10 protein-coding genes are annotated in these 18,567 nt (G+C 46.5%); 3 read left to right on the top strand and 7 right to left on the bottom strand.

Translation table 11 applies throughout. The annotated features are described in order from the left end of the window. Positions 1 to 138: 138 nt before the first annotated feature. Both BLW16_RS12095 and glyA read right to left on the bottom strand, forming a co-directional pair. Complete coding sequence (locus BLW16_RS12095) at positions 139 to 2,610, bottom strand: PAS domain S-box protein (RefSeq protein WP_090556912.1); 2,472 nt, start codon at positions 2,608 to 2,610, stop codon at positions 139 to 141. A 21-nt stretch (positions 2,611 to 2,631) separates the two neighbouring features. Continuing rightward, the gene (gene glyA, locus BLW16_RS12090) at positions 2,632 to 3,903 is read right to left on the bottom strand and encodes a serine hydroxymethyltransferase (RefSeq protein WP_090556909.1); all 1,272 of its coding nucleotides are present in this window, start codon (positions 3,901 to 3,903) and stop codon (positions 2,632 to 2,634) included. A 167-nt stretch (positions 3,904 to 4,070) separates the two neighbouring features. Between glyA and dxs the strand changes: the two genes are divergently transcribed. Then, entirely contained in the window at positions 4,071 to 5,999 is a 1,929-nt protein-coding gene (dxs, locus tag BLW16_RS12085; RefSeq protein ID WP_090556906.1) for a 1-deoxy-D-xylulose-5-phosphate synthase, read from the top strand. 125 nt (positions 6,000 to 6,124) lie between these two features. After that, on the top strand, positions 6,125 to 6,682 hold the full coding sequence (locus BLW16_RS12080) for a GNAT family N-acetyltransferase (protein ID WP_090556904.1): 558 nt from the start codon (positions 6,125 to 6,127) through the stop codon (positions 6,680 to 6,682). 134 nt (positions 6,683 to 6,816) lie between these two features. On the opposite strand, the gene glmS is transcribed toward BLW16_RS12080, so the two are convergent. Further along, the gene (glmS, locus tag BLW16_RS12075) at positions 6,817 to 8,655 is read right to left on the bottom strand and encodes a glutamine--fructose-6-phosphate transaminase (isomerizing) (protein ID WP_090556902.1); all 1,839 of its coding nucleotides are present in this window, start codon (positions 8,653 to 8,655) and stop codon (positions 6,817 to 6,819) included. Positions 8,656 to 8,903: 248 nt separating this feature from the next. Further along, entirely contained in the window at positions 8,904 to 9,389 is a 486-nt protein-coding gene (locus tag BLW16_RS12070; protein ID WP_090556899.1) for a DinB family protein, read from the bottom strand. A 192-nt stretch (positions 9,390 to 9,581) separates the two neighbouring features. Here BLW16_RS12070 and BLW16_RS12065 point away from each other — a divergent pair, with 192 nt between their 5' ends. Continuing rightward, the gene (locus tag BLW16_RS12065) at positions 9,582 to 10,664 is read left to right on the top strand and encodes a glycoside hydrolase family 16 protein (protein WP_090556897.1); all 1,083 of its coding nucleotides are present in this window, start codon (positions 9,582 to 9,584) and stop codon (positions 10,662 to 10,664) included. Between the two features lie 5 nt (positions 10,665 to 10,669). Here BLW16_RS12065 and treY read toward each other — a convergent pair whose 3' ends face one another. Genes treY through glgX form a run of 3 tightly spaced genes read right to left on the bottom strand, consistent with a single transcriptional unit; the run spans position 10,670 to position 18,429 of the window. Next, a complete protein-coding gene (gene treY / locus BLW16_RS12060) occupies positions 10,670 to 14,671 on the bottom strand; it encodes a malto-oligosyltrehalose synthase (RefSeq protein ID WP_090556894.1) in 4,002 nt (1,333 codons plus the stop codon). Further along, positions 14,664 to 16,505, bottom strand: a complete 1,842-nt coding sequence (gene treZ / locus BLW16_RS12055) for a malto-oligosyltrehalose trehalohydrolase (RefSeq protein WP_090556891.1) — start codon at positions 16,503 to 16,505, stop codon at positions 14,664 to 14,666. Before treZ ends, treY begins: the two co-directional genes overlap by 8 nt. Next, on the bottom strand, positions 16,459 to 18,429 hold the full coding sequence (gene glgX / locus BLW16_RS12050) for a glycogen debranching protein GlgX (RefSeq protein WP_245735249.1): 1,971 nt from the start codon (positions 18,427 to 18,429) through the stop codon (positions 16,459 to 16,461). The genes treZ and glgX overlap by 47 nt, the downstream gene beginning before the upstream one ends. Between the last annotated feature and the right edge of the window lie 138 nt (positions 18,430 to 18,567).

Here is an 18,567-nt window from a genome sequence, read left to right as displayed (position 1 = left end):
AAAAACTTTTTAATTTTTTTATAAAGCAGATAACATTTACAAAATATCTCCGTTTATATATTCGAGAGCGTTAATTTAGATGGTAAGGGTCGATATTTTCTTCATAGAAGTATCGGCCCTTTATCTTTCCGGCCAGCGCTATTTTTCCATCCTTTCAACGGATAAAAACCCTGAAAGCAATTGTTTGATCTCCTGTGGATTAAAGGGCTTTAACACATGACCGTTCATCCCGCATTCAACAAATTTGAAATGGTCATTTTTCAGCGTAGAAGCTGTTAAGGCGATAATGGGTATTTCTTTATAATAGGTATCGCTGATATCACGGATGATACCTGTGGTTTCAAAGCCATCAATTCCCGGCATCTTGATATCCATGAACACCAGGTCATAGCGGGTGCTCATAATCTTGTCTATCGCCTCATAACCGTTTATTGCAGCATCAACCTCCAGACCCCATTTGCTCAGGATCCGTTTGGCAATTAAAATATTGATTTCATTGTCATCTACAATCAGGATCTTTTTACCCGTAAACAGTTTCATTTCAGTATCCATTCCCATGGCCACTGTTGGTTCGGCAGTTTTACTGAAAGCAATTTCAAAAGCAAAAGTAGTTCCCTTCCCTTCAATGCTGTCCACAGTGATCCCGGCATTAAACATATCCAGCAGCTTTTTTGTGATCGCCAGGCCAAGCCCTGTACCGCCATATTTCCTGGAGATATCAGTTCTCGCCTGTGTGAAGGTCTCAAAAATATACTGCTGCTTATCTTTTGGAATCCCTATCCCGTTGTCTGCAATCTCAAACCTTACCACAGACTCCTCTTCATTTTGTCCTGTCAACTTTATTTTAAGCTGCACAATGCCGTTTTCCGTAAACTTAATGGCATTCCCCAGCAGGTTCATCAGTACCTGGTACAGTCTGTTTTTATCGCCCAGCACCTGATCCGGTATTTCGGGATCAAACAACAGGGCAAGCTGGTTTCCATTCTTCTTCACATTGACCTGCAAGGAATTGATAATATCATTTGCCAGTGTTTTCGGGCTGAAAGGAAAAATCTCCAGCTCCATCTTTCCCGTTTCTATTTTTGTGAAATCCAGGATGTCATTAATGATATGCAGCACGTTCTCCCCGGAGAACTTCAGGATATTCAGGTCATCGATCTGGGAAAGCTTGGGATCATTATCAAGCAGCAGGTGGGTCATGCCGATCACGGCATTCAGAGGGGTACGGATTTCATGGCTCATCACCGAGAGGAACATTTCTTTTGCCTTGCTCAGCTTCAGTGCCTGTTCCTTCGCCTCAATCATTTCCTTTTCCACCTGCTTGCGCCGGGTAATATCCGAGATCAGGTCAATCTGTCTTTCTACCTGTCCCCTGCTGTTTAAGATCGGTGTATTGGAGATGGAGAACCAGATCGGTGTCCCGTCTTTCTTCTCCCCCAGTACCTCTATGCTGTAGGACTGGTTGTTCCTGCTTTTATTCCGTGAGGTCCGTATCAGCTCCTGGTCGTAGAAATTTGGCGACAGGATATTTCCCATCTGGTGCCCTCTCAGTTCCTTCAGCGTATACCCGGTCATCCTTTCAAGTGATTTGTTGACCCAGGTGGTAATACCATCCTTATCCTGGATGCTTACCCCCGTATTGGTTTTGCTGGCAACCAGGGAAAGCACCTGCAGCTCTTTTTCAGCTTTTTTCTTATCTGTAATATCGATGATGATCTCCACTTCAGCATCTACATTCCCTTTCTCATCCAGCACCACGGTATTGTAAACAGAAAGCCAGATCTCACGACGGTCCTTCCGGTAGGCCAGCATATCAATCGTGAATGACTGGCGTTTTCTTGTGAGGCGGCGTACCTCTTCAACCAGTTCCATATCGGTTTTGGGTCCAATGATCAGGTCGCCCAGGCGTTTGCCCTTTACATCATCCAGGGTAAAACCTGTGATTTTTTCAAAAGCAGCATTTACCCAGGTTACCTGGTTGTTCGCATCATTGATCACCACCGCATTGTTTACCTTGCTGGCAACAAACGAAAGCTTCACCAGGTCGCCTTCAGCCTTTTTACTTTCTGTAAGCCGTTCCTGGAAACGCAGGATATTCTCCTGGTTCTGCTGATCCTTTTTTCTGAGCGCCAGGTGCAGCATCACGTCCTTCGCCAGGTTCATCAGTATCTCTTTCTGCCCCTCATCCAGCTTACGCGGCACAACATCCATAATACAGAGACAGCCCAGTGCAAAACCATCTTCATCAATCAGGGGGGCACCTGCATAATAACGCAGATGGAGTTTGGCGCTTACTGCCGGAAAGTTCATGAACCTGTCATCATTCAGCGCATCAGACACTTCAAAAACGGTCTTTCCGGAAATCGTATATTCACAAAAAGACATTCCCCTTGGTGTTTCCTTTTCATCAATACCGATAGCAGATTTGAGCCATTCCCTTTTCTCATCGATCAGGGAAATACAGGCGAGAGGCGTGCGGAATATTTGTGTGGCCAGTTTTACCAGGTTATCAAAACTACCTTCTTCAGGAGTATCCAGGATATGATAAGCGTGTAAGGCACATAATCTCTCCTTCTCCGTTGATGAAGGTAGTCTTGAATGATCTGGCATATTTGGTTTGACCCTTAGTTTTTATTTATATAACGGGAAACCGGCAACGAGGGAAGTTACCTGTTTCTTTATTTCAGCAAGATGAGCCTCATCGTCGGCGTTTGTCAGCACCTGGTCTATCAGATCAACTATTTGTTCCATTTCTTTTTCTTTTAATCCTCTGCTGGTCACTGCAGCAGTTCCCACGCGGATTCCTGAAGTCACAAATGGTGATTTATCATCAAAAGGCACCATATTTTTGTTCACGGTAATATCGGCTTTTTCCAGCGCATTCTCTGCCGCTTTTCCGGTGATATTTTTATTGCGGAGATCGATCAGCATTAAGTGATTGTCAGTTCCACCGGAAATGATACCGTAACCTTTTGCTACAAACGCTTTTGCCATCGCTTGTGCATTGGCCTGTACCTGTTTGATATATACCAGGTATTCGTCGCTCAGCGCTTCACCAAATGCAATAGCTTTTGCGGCGATGATATGTTCTAAAGGTCCACCCTGTGTTCCCGGAAAAACTGCCATATCCAGCACGGAAGACATCATCCTGGTTTCACCTTTAGGTGTCTTCAAACCGAATGGGTTTTCGAAGTCCCTGCCCATCATGATCATTCCTCCACGGGGTCCGCGAAGGGTTTTGTGAGTTGTAGTTGTAACGATATGGCAATGCGGAAGCGGATCTGCCAGTAAACCTTTGGCAATAAATCCGGCCGGATGTGAGATATCTGCCAGTACCAGTGCGCCAATCTTGTCGGCCACGCTGCGGATAAATGCATAATCCCACTCTCTTGAATAGGCCGATGCACCGCAGATAATCAGTTTCGGGCGTTCTGCCAGAGCTACTTCTTCCAGTTTAGCATAATCGATCAGTCCGTCTTCTTTCTTTACGCCATAAAAAAGCGGCTGATACAATTTACCTGAAAAGTTAACCGGGGAACCATGTGTCAGGTGACCACCATGTGCAAGATCAAATCCCAGGATCTTATCTCCCGCCTGCAGTACGCCAAGCATTACAGCAGCATTTGCCTGCGCACCTGAATGGGGCTGAACATTTACCCATGCTGCACCAAACAGTTTCTTTGCACGCTCAATAGCAATGTTCTCAATAGTATCCACTACCTCACAGCCGCCATAATAACGTTTGCCTGGTAAGCCTTCTGCATATTTGTTTGTTAACACTGAACCAGCAGCTTCCATAACCTGCCTGCTTACAAAGTTCTCTGAAGCAATCAGCTCAAGTCCATGTTCCTGACGGTCTAATTCCTTGTCAATCAAATCAAAGATTAAAGTATCTCTTTCCATTTATTAAAATATAATTTTTGTAAAAATAATGATTTCCTGACAAATTCGGCTGCATAATTGTGTCATCATGCAAACACCTTTGTCATAACTGAATGGAATGACTAATATTTTGCTGTTTTATTAACTAAAATCACGTACTTTGTATATTGTTGTCTACTAATAACTGCATGGAAAATTTTACCCCTCCATTACTACCGAACATAAATTACCCTGCTGATCTAAAGCAGTATAAAGAAGATGATCTGGAGCAGATCAGTCAGGAATTGCGTCAGTATATCATTGATGTAGTTAGCGTAAATGGCGGTCACTTTGCTTCCAGTCTTGGCGTAGTGGAACTTACCGTTGCCTTACATTATGTACTCAATACCCCCTATGATAAGCTGGTTTGGGATGTAGGTCATCAGGCTTACGGGCATAAGATCCTGACCGGCAGAAAATCTGTTTTCCATACCAATCGTGTACTGAATGGTATCAGTGGTTTCCCGAAGATCAGCGAAAGTGAATATGATACCTTTGGCGTAGGCCACTCTTCCACATCCATCTCTGCAGCCCTGGGGATGGCCGTAGCCTCTCATTACAAGGGAGAGAACGACCGTCAGCATGTTGCTGTGATCGGGGACGGATCAATGACAGCTGGCCTGGCATTTGAAGGGCTTAACCATGCGGGAATTGAAAATTCAAACCTGCTGGTCATCCTCAATGACAACTGTATGTCTATCGACCCGAATGTAGGCGCATTAAAAGAATACCTGACGAGCATTACGATCTCTAAATCATACAACCGTTTCCGCGATGATATATCAAGCGTACTGATCAAGCTTTCAGAGCTGGGCCCAAATGCCCATACCTTTGTCAAAAAGATCGAAAAGAGTATCAAAGGCACATTACTCAAACAAAGCAATTTGTTTGAAGCCCTGAACTTCAGATATTTTGGCCCTGTTGACGGCCATGATGTAAAAAAACTTGCTGCCATTCTGAAAGATCTTAAGGATATTCCCGGCCCCAAGCTGCTGCACTGCATCACCGTAAAGGGAAAAGGCTTTGCACTGGCCGAGAAAGACCAGACCAAATGGCATTCACCGGGTCTGTTTGATAAAATGACGGGTGAGATCAAAAAATCGGTTACCGACAAACCGCAGCCACCAAAATACCAGGATGTGTTTGGCCATACTTTGGTAGAGCTTGCCGGGGCCAATAAAAACATTGTAGGTATTACCCCTGCAATGCCTTCCGGTTCTTCTATGAATATCATGATGAAGGCCATGCCTGACCGTGCCTTTGACGTGGGTATTGCGGAGCAGCATGCCGTTACATTCAGCGCCGGACTGGCTACCCAGGGACTCGTTCCTTTCTGTAATATTTATTCAAGCTTTATGCAGCGCGCCTATGACCAGGTGATCCACGATGTAGCGATACAAAATCTGAATGTCGTTTTCTGTCTGGACCGTGCAGGTGTTGCAGGAGCCGACGGCGCTACACACCATGGTGCGTACGATCTTGCCTATATGCGCTGCATTCCCAATATGACCGTTGCCGCTCCGATGAACGAGGAAGAGCTCCGGAATCTGATGTATACCGCACAGTTGAAGGATGCAGGTCCTTTTTCTATCCGTTACCCAAGAGGTGCCGGTGTGATGGTAGACTGGAAGCGTCCTTTCAAAGCGATTGAGATCGGTAAGGGCAGGAAAATATGTGATGGTGAAGATGTTGCGATACTGACCATCGGCCATGTAGGAAATTTCGCAGTGGAAGCCTGTAAGGAGCTGAACAGTGAAGGTATCCATCCTGCACATTACGATATCCGCTTTGTCAAACCGTTGGATGAAACATTGCTGCATGATGTCTTTAAACGTTATAAAAAGATAGTTACCGTAGAAGACGGCTGCCTGCAAGGCGGAATGGGTTCTGCAGTACTTGAATTTATGGCCGATCACAATTACCAGTCGCAGGTGATCCGTCTGGGTATGCCCGACGAAGTTGTAGAACATGGCGAACAGGCAGAACTATGGGCCATCTGTGGTTACGATAAGAATTCTATCATAGATACCGTAAGAAAGATCGCTATCAGCCGTACCACCGAAACTATCGCATCTTAGTAATTTTACTTTCCAACATAATTTTCGTTTCAATAAAACGTTAATAAATCAACTTATGCGCAACAATGTCACATACACTTATTGCGCATAAGTTTATTTTGTGTTTTATTTATTACATTTCAATTATGTTAATCACCAAATTTGTAAGCGAAGACGAGGAATTAGTTCAAATTGCAGCACTTTCATTGGAAAACTCTCCTTCCATGGTCCCTGATGAACTCAAAGAAAAAGAGGGATATGTCACCTGGAATTATCCCATTGAAGACCTGAGGGTTCTTCATCAGATATCACCTTCTATCATTGTAAAAGACGGAGACAAAGTTGTGGCCTATGTGGTTATCCTTCTTCAGGAGTCAGAGGAAGTTTACAAGCCCCTGAAAGACCTTTTAGATTTGCTCCGGTCCATAACTTATCAAGGCAAGTCGGTTTTTGACTATAAGATATATATGCTGGGGCAGGATTGCGTTCACCGCGACTATCGCGGCAAGGGCGTCATCAAACTGCTGTTCGATTTTCAGAAAGAACATTTCGCATCCCGCTTCGAACTCGGCCTGTCTGCCATCTCTGTCCACAACCCATTATCACAAAAAGTACATGAAAGACTGGGTGCACAAACTATATACGTCCTTCCTGTCGAGTCAGATACCTGGAATATCGTTGCCTGGGACTGGAGGGTCTTGTAATATCCCCTGGTTTCTCCTCTGGATTATCCTGTTTCAAAAATAAAGCTGTACTATTTCAATACCTTCTAGCGCCCTTCAGCGCTATACAGCATTGAAATAGTACAGCTTTATTTTACCCCCAGGTAGTCCCCCCCTTACTCTACTGTGACAGACTTCGCCAGATTTCTCGGCTGATCAACATTACAGCCTCTTAACAAAGCAATATGATAAGCCAGTAACTGCAGCGGAATCGTAGCCAGCAGCGGTAAAAATGCCTCACTTGCGTCAGGGATTTCTATACAATAATCCACCATACCGCGTACTTCCGTATCACCTTCCGTCACTATAGCCAGCACAACACCTTTCCTCGCTTTTACTTCCTGGATGTTACTGATCACCTTTTCATAGGATGAATTCCTGGTTGCGATGACTACAACAGGCATTTCCTCATCAATGAGTGCAATCGGGCCATGTTTCATTTCTGCCGCAGGATATCCTTCCGCGTGGATATAAGAGATCTCCTTTAACTTTAAAGCGCCTTCCAGGGCTACCGGGAAACCGCTTCCCCTGCCCAGGAAAAGACAATTCCGGGAATCCTTGAATTTATGGGCGATATCCAGGATCAGCGCATTGGACTCCAGTGCCTTTTCAATCTTTTCAGGGATGTGATCCAGCTCGGTAAGCAGCTCAACCAGTTTGGCCTGAGTTAAAGTACCCTTCTGCTGTGCCATATAGAAAGCCATCAGCGTAAGTACCGTTACCTGAGCAGTAAACGCTTTGGTAGAGGCTACCCCTATTTCCGGTCCCGCATGGGTATATACTCCGGCATGTGTAAGCCTTGGGATAGAAGCCCCCACTACATTACATACGCCAAAGATGGTGGCCCCTCTTTCTTTCGCCATCTGGATAGCTGCCATGGTATCAGCAGTTTCGCCCGACTGGGAGATGGCAATCACTACATCCTTCTCTGTAATGATCGGGTTCCTGTAGCGGAATTCCGAAGCATATTCCACCTCCACGGGTATCCTTGCATATTCTTCAATAAGATACTCACCTACCAATCCTGCATGCCACGAGGTACCACAGGCCACGATGATAATACGGTCTATATTCTTCAGCTTATCGGCATACTCTTTGATTCCGCCCAACTGCACCCTGCCTTCATTCGGATAAATACGGCCTCTCAGACAGTCGCGGATAGACCGCGTCTGTTCGAAGATCTCCTTCAGCATAAAATGTTCGTATCCGCCCTTTTCAAGCATTTCAAGTTTCAGTTCCAGTTCCTGGATATATGGGGTTTGCACCACGTTATCCAGTCTCTTGATCACCAGTTCCTCTCTTTTCACCAGCGCAATTTCGTTGTCGTTCAGGTAAATGACATTTTTAGTATACTCAATGATGGGCGTCGCGTCCGAAGCAATAAAATATTCACCGGCACCTACACCTATCACCAGAGGGCTGCCTTTCCTGGCGGCAATCAGCTGCTCGGGCTGATCTTCGTCCATGATCACGATGGCATATGCACCGCTTACCTGGTGGAGCGACAAACGTACAGCTTCCAGCAGATCCACATTTTCTTTTTTATAGATCTCCCCGATCAGATGAATCAGCACCTCAGTATCGGTATCACTATTGAACACATGGCCCCTTGAAACCAGTTCCTCCTTTAGTATTGCGTAATTTTCGATGATCCCGTTATGAATAATGGTCAGGCGGCCATCGTTCGAAGTATGGGGGTGTGAATTTCTGTCGGATGGAATGCCGTGGGTGGCCCAGCGCGTATGGCCCATACCAATCGTACCGGAAAGGTTCCTGCCTTCACTAAAGTTCTCAAGTTCCTGAACTTTCCCTACCTTTTTATAGATACTTAATCTGTTTTCACTGATCAATGAAATACCGGCGCTGTCATATCCGCGGTATTCTAATCTCTTTAAGCCCTTAAGGACAATTGGCCATGCATCCCTATGGCCGATATAACCTACAATTCCACACATTTTATATTTGAATTAGGGCGTAAAGCTAGTAAATTCCCTAACTATTTAACGAAGACACATTTCCCTATTTTACATTCTAATAAGGTCATTCTTAATCATTTCAGCCGCATTCAGCAGCGTTTTGGAATCCTATTTTTATCAGGAATAGCATATGCCACCGGTCACATGACAACTTTAAAACGTTTTAGCGATTTCGATTTATATCAACTTTACCGGTTAAAAATACAGCCGGCTCCCGACTGTTTTTCTTACCATTTCCAGTCTCCGAGCAGGCGCCTCAACAAGACCAACTGGCCTATATGATAAGAATTATGGTCTGCGATCACCACTGCTTCGCGGAAAAGGCTCTGCCCCTCGCCATGAGCAAATGGATGGTACAGGTCATTTTTCTCATCCTTCAGCAAGTCAATAAACCGTTCCCTGTCTTTACGGATACTCTCCAGCGTAATCTCCCATTTGTCTTTTCCAATCTCTTCACCGGCCGCAGGCCAGTAATCATCAGGCCATTTCAGCAACGGGTGGTCCGACCCGAGACAAAACTCTACAATGTCCCACTGAGCGATCCGCATGTGTTCAGTCATCTGCCAGATACTGTAAGGCAAATGCTCAGGCACAACAGTGATCAGATCTATGGAAACTTCTGCAACCGATTGTTCAAATGAAGCATGTGCATTTCCAGCTTCAATCAGAGAGACCAATTCCTTTACCACAAAATTTCTGTTATCGTTATTCATATTGAGTTTTTATTTTTCCAGTTAACTATATATCACTGCAAATTAACAATCTGTCTTCAAAAATGTGTGGTCTCAGTTTCAATCTCCCCATTTTTGGTGATAGGTTTCATCTGCTTAATTCTATTCCTTTATTATAAAATAAAAACACGGTATACACTGTTATTCAATAACATATATTAGCAAACAAAACCTATGAAAAAGATCCTCTCCCTGATTATTCCCCTTGCATTATTCACAGCATGTGAAAAATCAGGTAAATCCGCATTACAAAACAACACCGCTGAAGCCAGCGCAGTAAAGGGTGCTGATCCAGTAAGCTATCCCGGTTATGATCTGCTCTGGAACGATGAATTTAAAGGTACATCAACTGATCTGACAAAATGGACCTATGAAACAGGAACAGGGGTCAACGGAGATTTCGGGACCGGGCAGCTGGACCGGGCAACTGACCGGCCTGTAAACGTAAGTATTGTTGCAGGTACCCCGGAAGCCGATGGCGCATTGAGCATTACTACTGTTAAGGAGTCTTACATGGACAGGGAATTTACCAGTGGCAGAATAAACAGCAAAGGAAAGTTATCCATCGGACCAGGTACACGTATCGAAGCAAGAATCTGGGCAAGGGATGTCAAGTACAAAGGACAGGGATTTGCATTCTGGATGCTGCCGGACGAGATACCTCAGGGTGAAGACCACCTGATGTGGCCACAGGGCGGAGAAGTTGATATTATGGAATACGTAGGGACGATCCCCTATGCCAACCTCGGCACCGTTCATTATGCTTGGTCATGGGAAAACAACACCTATCAGGATTGGAATCATGGATTGAAAGGTGGCTATTATTCATATGCCGAAGCCCAGGTACCCGCAGTTAAACCCGAATACGGAGGGTGGCCCGCTAAAGACCTGGACCCTAAAGCCGGTAGCGGGGCATATCATATTTACAGAATAGACTGGTTTGCAGACCGCATGGAATTCAGTATCGATCAGCAGGTCTACCATATCAATTACTTCAATGACGGTGCAGCATTTGGAAATGCTGCGGACGGACAAGATGCTGACGGCACAAAGGTTATCGGCGGAAAAAATGTATTCTTTTCCGAATACTCCCATCACTTTACCCAGTGGAAACCATTTGATCATAAATTTTACCTCATCCTGTCCGCCGGCGTTGGCGGTAACGACAACCAGACTTATGGCGGAAGGATAGTACCGGAGGCTAAATTTCCCTGTACAACACTGGTGGATTGGGTAAGGGTCTATAAAAGAAAATAGAAATACTATGATCTGCCATAGGTCCTTACCAGTGATCTCAGCATTTTTTCCACGCTTTTCCCCGGCTGTTCTTTCATGCGCCACTTCCAGTTCCCATCCGGAGAGGCGGGTTTATTCATCCTTGATTTTCCGTCAAGCCCCAGGATATCCTGCATGGGCAGAATAACCACCTTCGCTACAGAAGCATATGCAAGCCTGGCAAGTACAGTATGTACGTTCTTACTGTCCACGCCAGTGCCTGTGTATTTATCAAGATTTTTCCTAACGATCTTTCCGGCTTCCATTTCATACCAGCCTCTGGTAGTATTGTTGTCATGCGTTCCGGTGTAGACAATAAAATCGTCCGACTTAAAATTGTGCGGTATATGATCTGTTAGTCCCATATCCTCTCCAAAAGCAAACTGCAGGACCTTCATTCCCGGCAGCTTAAATTCGTCGCGCAGCTCATAAACCGCTTCATTGATCTCTCCGAGATCTTCAGCTACAAAAGGCATATCCGGGAATTCCCTTTCCAGCACGGTGAAGAAATCAGCCCGCGGACCAGGCTTCCAGATTCCGTTAACGGCAGTGCTTTCCCCCGCAGGTATCTCCCAGTAATCAGAAAATGCCCTGAAATGATCCAGCCGCAGCAGGTCGTACAATTCCATATTCTTGTGGATCCTGCGCAGCCACCACTGGTAACCATCAGCCTTCATCTTTTCCCAGTCATACACCGGCATTCCCCACAGCTGTCCGTCAGCATTAAAGTAATCCGGGGGTACACCCGCAATCCCGGTCATCCTGCCCTCTGCATCCAATCCAAACAGCTCCCGGTTCGACCATACATCCGCAGAATCATACCCTACATAAAAAGGAAGATCCCCGTAAAGCTTTATACCGTTATCCTTCGCGTATGCTTTAACATCAGCCCACTGTACGAAAAATATAAACTGCTTCCATTTTACAAATTCCAGTTCCTGCCGGTAATCGGCTGCAAACTGGCGCAGCTTTACCGGATCACGGTCGCGATAAGCCGGGTACCAGTCTACCCATGCTACTCCGCCCTGGTTTTCTTTCAGTACCGAGTAAAGCGCAAAATCATCCAGCCAGTTCTTCTCCCGCTCACAGAATTCGCTATAACTGGTATCTCCAGGCTGATCCGTATCCACACCAAATAAAAATGCTTTCAGCAGCATCCTGTCCTTCAGTCCAGCTATTTTTTCAAAATCAATTTCATCTTTTACGGCAGACCTGAACTTATTCACATACCTTTCTTCCAGGAAACCCGTCATATATAGCTGTTCTATACTGATCAGCATCGTATTGCCGGCCATTGCCGAAACAGAGCTGTAAGGAGAAAAACCCTGATCGGTCCCTATGGGATTCAGTGGCAGCAACTGCCAGTATTTCTGCTCCGATTTTACCAGGAAGTCGATAAAATTCCATGCCTCAATACCGATATCCCCTATGCCAAAGGCTGACGGCAGTGATGTGACATGCAGCAGCACACCGGCACCCCGGCGGTTTTCAATCTGCTCAAGCGAAACCAGCCCCAAAGGAAAGTCATCAAACAATTCCGTCACAGAGAGCACAGGACCACTGGATATTCCCGTATCGTCATTCATCAGGTTGTTCCAATGAAAGGATGACCTCACAGGAAGTTTGATATGGGTATTTCCCCAGTTCAGTTTTTCCAGGTCAGGCATCTCTTCATGAAGCTGCGCGAGGAAAAGCGGTACCACCACTACCAGCCACTTATTTTCTTCCTGCCTTGCAAAAGCCAGTAAATTGTCTGCAAATTCGCCCTTCACTTCAAGAGATATATAATCACCCGAGGCCAGCAGCCCGGCATACGGCTTGAGTTTTTGCAGTAGTACATGTAACAGGTAAAGCTTAATTTTTCCGTTAAAACGTTCTTTCCACAGTTTTTTCAGCGAGGTGTTTCCATTCCGGATATCTTCCAGCCATTGGCTGCGCTGCCCATAATCTACAGGCCTCCTGTTGTCCGGATCTACCAGGCTAAGGTCCCATAGTTCAGTCCCCTGATAGGTGTCAGGCACACCGGGGCAGGTAAATTTCAGCAGCAGCTGACTGAGGGAATTCAGTATTCCAAAATCCGATATTTTACGGTGAAAGGGTGCAAAACTTTTCCAGAAGGGTGACGACTGACTCAAAATCTCCAGCACAAAGTTTTTTACCAGCCGTTCATAATCGGCATCAGGCTCCGTCCAGTTAGAATTTATCTTCCCTTCCCGCAGCGCTTTTTCAAGGTAGGCCTGCAGGCGCTCCGTATAGTTATCTTCAGGCATTCCGGGCATCGGGTAACTTCCGGCGATCGTCTGGTAAATAAAATATTCATCATTCGGGTCCAGTCCGGAGGCAAATTCTTTATTGAACTTTCTCCAGTCCTTCACCTTAATGATCCACTCATCCGGCAAGTCTGTCAGCACATTGAGCCTTGCCCGTACATCTTCCCCTCTTTTGGTATCGTGGGTAGATGTCCCATTCATTGATGCCGGCAGTGCCAGCTCCCTGTTCTGCATCAGCTCATGAAAATCTTCCTTATTTATGCCAAAGGCCGAAGGTGCATCTCCCACTTCATTGTGCCCCACAAAACGGTTATAGGTGTACATCAAGGTATCCTCCACGCCCTTTGCCATTAGGGGCCCGCTGAATTGCATACAGCGCAGGTAAAACTGCGCCGCCCCGGAATTGTATGCTGCGTCTCCTGCCAGTGGCCTTTCAAGCAGTACCGTTCTCAACAGGGAAACGGCATCCTGCAGCGTTTTCACTACATTGACCTCCTTAAAGAGATGTTCCATCTCCTCCGCATACAGGTATGACAGCGGCAGCTCACTATCATAAAAGCGGTATACAGGACAGCAGATCAGCAGCTGCCCGATTGCATCTTTCAGCGTACCGGCTTTCAAAGTATTCAGTTCTTCCGCCGTTGCCAGCTGAAGCCCGGTAAACAGTTGGTATAAGTTGTCCAGCTCCCCGGCCATATGATCACCCAGGATCCCGGCTTTCTTCTGCCTGATCAGCCTCAGGATGCTTTTATTCTCGCCCGTAAGCGATTCATAGAACTTAGTAAATTTCTTTTTTGCATCCTTTGCGGTGAACAGGTTATTCACCTGTGCCAGGAAATCATAACCCGTAGTGCCCTGAACAGGCCACTTTCCGGGAAACCATTCACCTTCCCCGAGAATTTTCTCCACAACGATATAGATATCTTCTCCCGCAAGTGCACGCAAACGCTCAACATAACCTTCAGGATCGTATAAACCATCAATATGGTCTACCCGCAGCCCCTGGAAAACACCCTCGTCCAGCAGCGTTTTAATCAGCTGATGATAGGCTGTAAAAGTTTCCTCATACTGCATATTCAGGCAGATCAGGCTATTTACGGTAAAAAACCTGCGGTAATTGATCTGTTCATCCGTTTCCTTCCATGAACAAAGCCTGTAATACTGGGCTCTGACAGCCTCCTGCAAAGGCATTCCTGTATCTTTCACTTTATCGTTTACCGGCCATTCCGTTTCAAAATACTGCAGTTTAATACCGTCATTACGTTTTACCAGCTTCAGCTCTCCCGCAGCAATGGTCTCTTCCAGGGAACTGCCCAGGAAAGGCACCATCAGCGGCAGGTTTTCGTCGCCCGACCAGTTGATGTCAAAAAAACCTGCATAAGCTGATGCCCGGCCATTTTTCAGCACATCCATCAACCATGGATTATGGGGATCAAAAGCCATATGGTTTGGCACGATGTCCTGTACCCACTGCATGTCCAGTTCCCGCAGCTTTCCGGATATTTCCTTTAGTTCTTCCAGGGTTCCGATTTCAGGATTGATCCGCCCGGGGTTTACCGTATCATAACCATGCATACTGCCCGGAACGGCCTCCAGGACAGGCGAAGCATAGATCGTGGTGATCCCAATATTTTTTAAATAAGGAATGATCTGATCAAGGTCCTTAAATGTAAATCCCTTATGGAACTGAATGCGATAGGTAGAAATCGGGTTAAGCATATTTGTTCGTATAAATTAAAATAGATTGAGGCTGAATCTCCAGGCTTTGCAATGCATCGATGGACGCAGGAGCTGCGTGTGGGCCTTTCCACTTCGGATCGGCAGAGTCCAGGATCTTTCTCCAATAGGGTTTATCGTCAGGAATAGTAATATCCTGCGTTTTTTTGGAGAAATTCATCAGGCATAATACCTGCACGCCATCTTCCCATCTCTTCAGCACCAGGCAGTTTGTAGCTGCATCGGCAGAGACGGTCAGTTGACTGCGTTCTGTATTGTTCAGCGGGCCATATTGTTTCCTCAGGCCAATCATTGTTTTGTAGAAGGACAGCAGTTGCTGATGCCCTTCTTCCTCCAGCAGGTCCCACTGTAATCTGGACCGGTTAAAGGTATCTTCGGATTGCGGATCGGGGGCTTCCCCTTCGGCATGAAAGGCCGCAAACTCTGCTTTCCGTCCTTCCCTGACAGCCTTTACCAGCTCCGGATCGCCATGGCTGGTAAAAAAAAGGAAAGGATGTGTCTCTCCCCATTCCTCACCCATAAACAACATCGGTAAAAAGGGGCTGCACAAGACCGCGCCTGCCATAAGCTTCTGCATTTCGTAACTCAGCAGTTCACTGCTGCGCTCTCCAAGCATGCGGTTTCCTACCTGGTCGTGGTTTTGTGAGAACACCACAAACTGAGACCCCGTATTGCCTTCGGCTTTGCCGCCAAAGGTTTTCAGGCGGTGAGGGGAGTAGATCCCGTCATAGATATAGCCATCACGATAGGCCTTTTCCAGGTGTTTGATCCCGGTAAAGTCACTGTAATACCCGGTAGTCGGTTCGCCAGCTGTTACACGTAATGCATGATGAAATTCATCGATCCATTGCGCATCCATTCCATAACCATGCTGCGTCAGGGGATTGATGTACTTGTTATCGTTCAGGTCGCACTCGGCGATCAGGTAATAGTTCCGGCGGGTAGCCTCCATCAGCAGATCCACCTCCTGGCTGATCTCCTGCAACACATGTTTAACACCGAGGTCTTTGATCGCATGTACCGCATCCAGCCGCAAGGCGTCCAGGTGAAAATCCCTGAACCACATCAGTACGTTCTCAATAAAGTACCGGCGTACGCCGTCAGACCAGGCATCGTCGAAATTAATTGCGCTTCCCCAGGGGGTATGATATTTTTCGGTAAAATAAGGACCGGCCTGGCCGAAGTAGTTTCCCTCTGGCCCCATGTGGTTATATACCACATCCAGCACCACTGCCAGCCCTTTTTCGTGGCATGCATTCACCAGTTTCTGCAAACCGGCCGCGCCACCATAGGAATTCTGGACAGCGAAAGGAAAAACACCGTCGTAACCCCAGTTCCTCTCGCCCGGAAACTGGGCAACAGGCATCAGTTCAATGGCTGTAATTCCGAGGTCAAGCAGGTAATCCAGTTTACCGATGACACCTTCAAAGGTACCTTCCGGACTGAACGTACCTGCATGCAGCTCATAAAGTACGTAGCTGCCTAGTGCCGGGTTTTTCCAGGCCTGGTCTGTCCACACAAAAGCCTTCAGGTCCACCGCCTCCGAAACACCATGCACACCTTCGGGCTGCCGCAGACTTGCCGGGTCGGGTATCAGTGTCTCGCCGTTCAGCAGGAAATTATAGGTACTCCCGGGCTGGAGCGCATCACTCTGCAATTCCCAGTATCCCAAATCTTTTTTTTCAAGCGGAAGCAGTTTTTGTGCTGTTTGGATATCAACACGGTCCGCCTCCGGAGCCCAAAATCTGATTTCCGCGTTTTTGGCCTCATTAAAGTTTACGCCTATTTCTCTTTTTACCTGGTTGAACATATTCATTAGTGTTCCTTACATGTTTTAATAAAACAATAGATCTTCCCTCCACCCTGATCGTGTCACTCGTAAAGTGCCTGGTTGGAGATTCATTAATGTCCTGTATGGCAGTATCAAGTACTTTCATCCATTCTTTACCATAACGTTCATTTGGCAGGTTATAATCTAAATAATTATCATGGGCATTGAACATCAGGTAAAAACTATCATCTGTGATCTTTTGCCCTTTCTGATCGGTACTCCTCAGGTCATCTCCGTTCAAATAAATAGCCAGTGATTTGGCATAGTCCTCATTCCAGTTGTGCTCTTCCATTTCCACACCCTCAGGGAGGAACCAGGCCACATCTTCCAGTCCTATGCCTTTTATAGGCACCCCCTGGAACCATCTCCTTCTGCAAAAAACAGGATGCCGCTTCCGCAAATGGATCAGCTGCTGGGTAAAGTTGAAAAGCTCCCTGTCTGCATTGATCCAGTCCAGCCAGGAGATCTCATTGTCCTGGCAATAGGCGTTGTTGTTTCCCCTTTGTGTGCGCCCAAACTCGTCGCCCGCTACCATCATCGGTACACCCTGTGACAGGAACAGCGTGGTCAGCAAATTGCGTTTCTGCCTGGAGCGGATCACATTGATCTCCGCATCCTCCGTTTCGCCCTCCACTCCGTAGTTATAAGAACCGTTATGCTGTTCACCGTCTTTATTATCTTCCCCGTTTGCCTCATTATGTTTCTCGTTGTACGTCACCAGGTCATGCAGCGTAAAACCATCATGGGCTGTGATAAAGTTAACACTTGCCGTGGGGCTTCTCAGGTCGTCCTGGTACAGATCGGGGCTTCCCGTAAACCGCTGGGCAAATTCACCCAGCATACTATGGGCGCCTCTCCAGTAATCGCGGATGCAATCCCGGTATTTACCGTTCCATTCTGCCCATTCCGGCGGGAAGTTGCCCACCTGGTACCCGCCTTCGCCGATATCCCAGGGTTCTGCAATCAGTTTAACCTGCGAGATCAGCGGATCCTGGTGTATAATATCAAAAAAAGCACTCAGCTTATTTACACTGTGCAGCTCCCGTGCAAGTGCGGGCGCCAGGTCAAAACGGAATCCATCCACATGCATATCTGTGATCCAGTATCTCAGGCTATCCATAAACAGCCGCAATACGTTTGGCAGGTTGGCATTGAGCGTATTTCCGGTACCTGTATAGTCCATGTAATAACGCTTATCACCGGTCAGCCTGTAATAAGATGCGTTATCTATCCCTTTAAAAGAGAGTGTCGGCCCCATATGGTTTCCCTCGGCAGTATGGTTATATACCACATCAAGGATGACCTCTATCCCCGCTACATGCATGGCTTTTACCATATCTTTAAATTCCTTTACCTGGCCTCCGCGTTCGGTACTGGCCGCATACCGGACGTCAGGAGCAAAAAAACCGATGGTATTGTAGCCCCAGTAATTGCTGAGCCCCTTTTCCACCAGGTGGCGGTCATTCACAAACTGATGTACCGGCATGAGTTCTATGGCAGTGACACCCAGTTCCTTCAGGTAATTTAAAGTTACCGGATGGGCAAGCCCGGCATAAGTACCCCTGATCTCTTCAGGAATATCCGGATGCTGCATGGTAAAACCTTTTACGTGTGCCTCATAAATAATAGATTCATGATAAGGAATATCAGGAGGTACATCCCCTTTCCAGTCGTAAGTCTCATCGACGACCACTGCCTTAGGAATAAACGGCGCACTGTCCAGCTCGCTGAAACTCAAGTCCTGCATTTCTGAACCCATCACATAGGCAAAAAGCGCATCATGCCAGCCGATCACCCCCGCGATAGCCTTCGCATAGGGATCAATTAATAATTTATGGGCGTTGTATCTGTGCCCGTTTTCCGGGTCAAACGGCCCATGGATGCGGTAACCGTACAGCTGCCCCGGCATGATATCAGGAAGATATCCATGCCATATATGGTGGGTACGCTCAGCAAGATACTATTATAAAAAGCAAATTTTGGAGTATCTTTTTTCAAGTATTATATTTGTCAATACAGAGGTTATGTCGCTAATTTTTGGCAAAGA

It is taken from the genome of Pedobacter hartonius (genome assembly GCF_900107535.1).
GTDB classification, from domain to species: Bacteria; Bacteroidota; Bacteroidia; order Sphingobacteriales; family Sphingobacteriaceae; genus Pedobacter; species Pedobacter hartonius.
This window is presented reverse-complemented; position numbering and strand designations above follow the sequence as displayed.

What these genes read in the sequence shown, in the direction of transcription:
- BLW16_RS12095 (WP_090556912.1), bottom strand. Translation starts at nt 2,610, where the DNA reads ATGCCAGATCATTCAAGACTACCTTCATCAACGGAGAAGGAGAGATTA.
- glyA (WP_090556909.1), bottom strand. Translation starts at nt 3,903, where the DNA reads ATGGAAAGAGATACTTTAATCTTTGATTTGATTGACAAGGAATTAGAC.
- dxs (WP_090556906.1), top strand. Translation starts at nt 4,071, where the DNA reads ATGGAAAATTTTACCCCTCCATTACTACCGAACATAAATTACCCTGCT.
- BLW16_RS12080 (WP_090556904.1), top strand. Translation starts at nt 6,125, where the DNA reads ATGTTAATCACCAAATTTGTAAGCGAAGACGAGGAATTAGTTCAAATT.
- glmS (WP_090556902.1), bottom strand. Translation starts at nt 8,655, where the DNA reads ATGTGTGGAATTGTAGGTTATATCGGCCATAGGGATGCATGGCCAATT.
- BLW16_RS12070 (WP_090556899.1), bottom strand. Translation starts at nt 9,389, where the DNA reads ATGAATAACGATAACAGAAATTTTGTGGTAAAGGAATTGGTCTCTCTG.
- BLW16_RS12065 (WP_090556897.1), top strand. Translation starts at nt 9,582, where the DNA reads ATGAAAAAGATCCTCTCCCTGATTATTCCCCTTGCATTATTCACAGCA.
- treY (WP_090556894.1), bottom strand. Translation starts at nt 14,671, where the DNA reads ATGCTTAACCCGATTTCTACCTATCGCATTCAGTTCCATAAGGGATTT.
- treZ (WP_090556891.1), bottom strand. Translation starts at nt 16,505, where the DNA reads ATGAATATGTTCAACCAGGTAAAAAGAGAAATAGGCGTAAACTTTAAT.
- glgX (WP_245735249.1), bottom strand. Translation starts at nt 18,429, where the DNA reads ATGCCGGGGCAGCTGTACGGTTACCGCATCCATGGGCCGTTTGACCCG.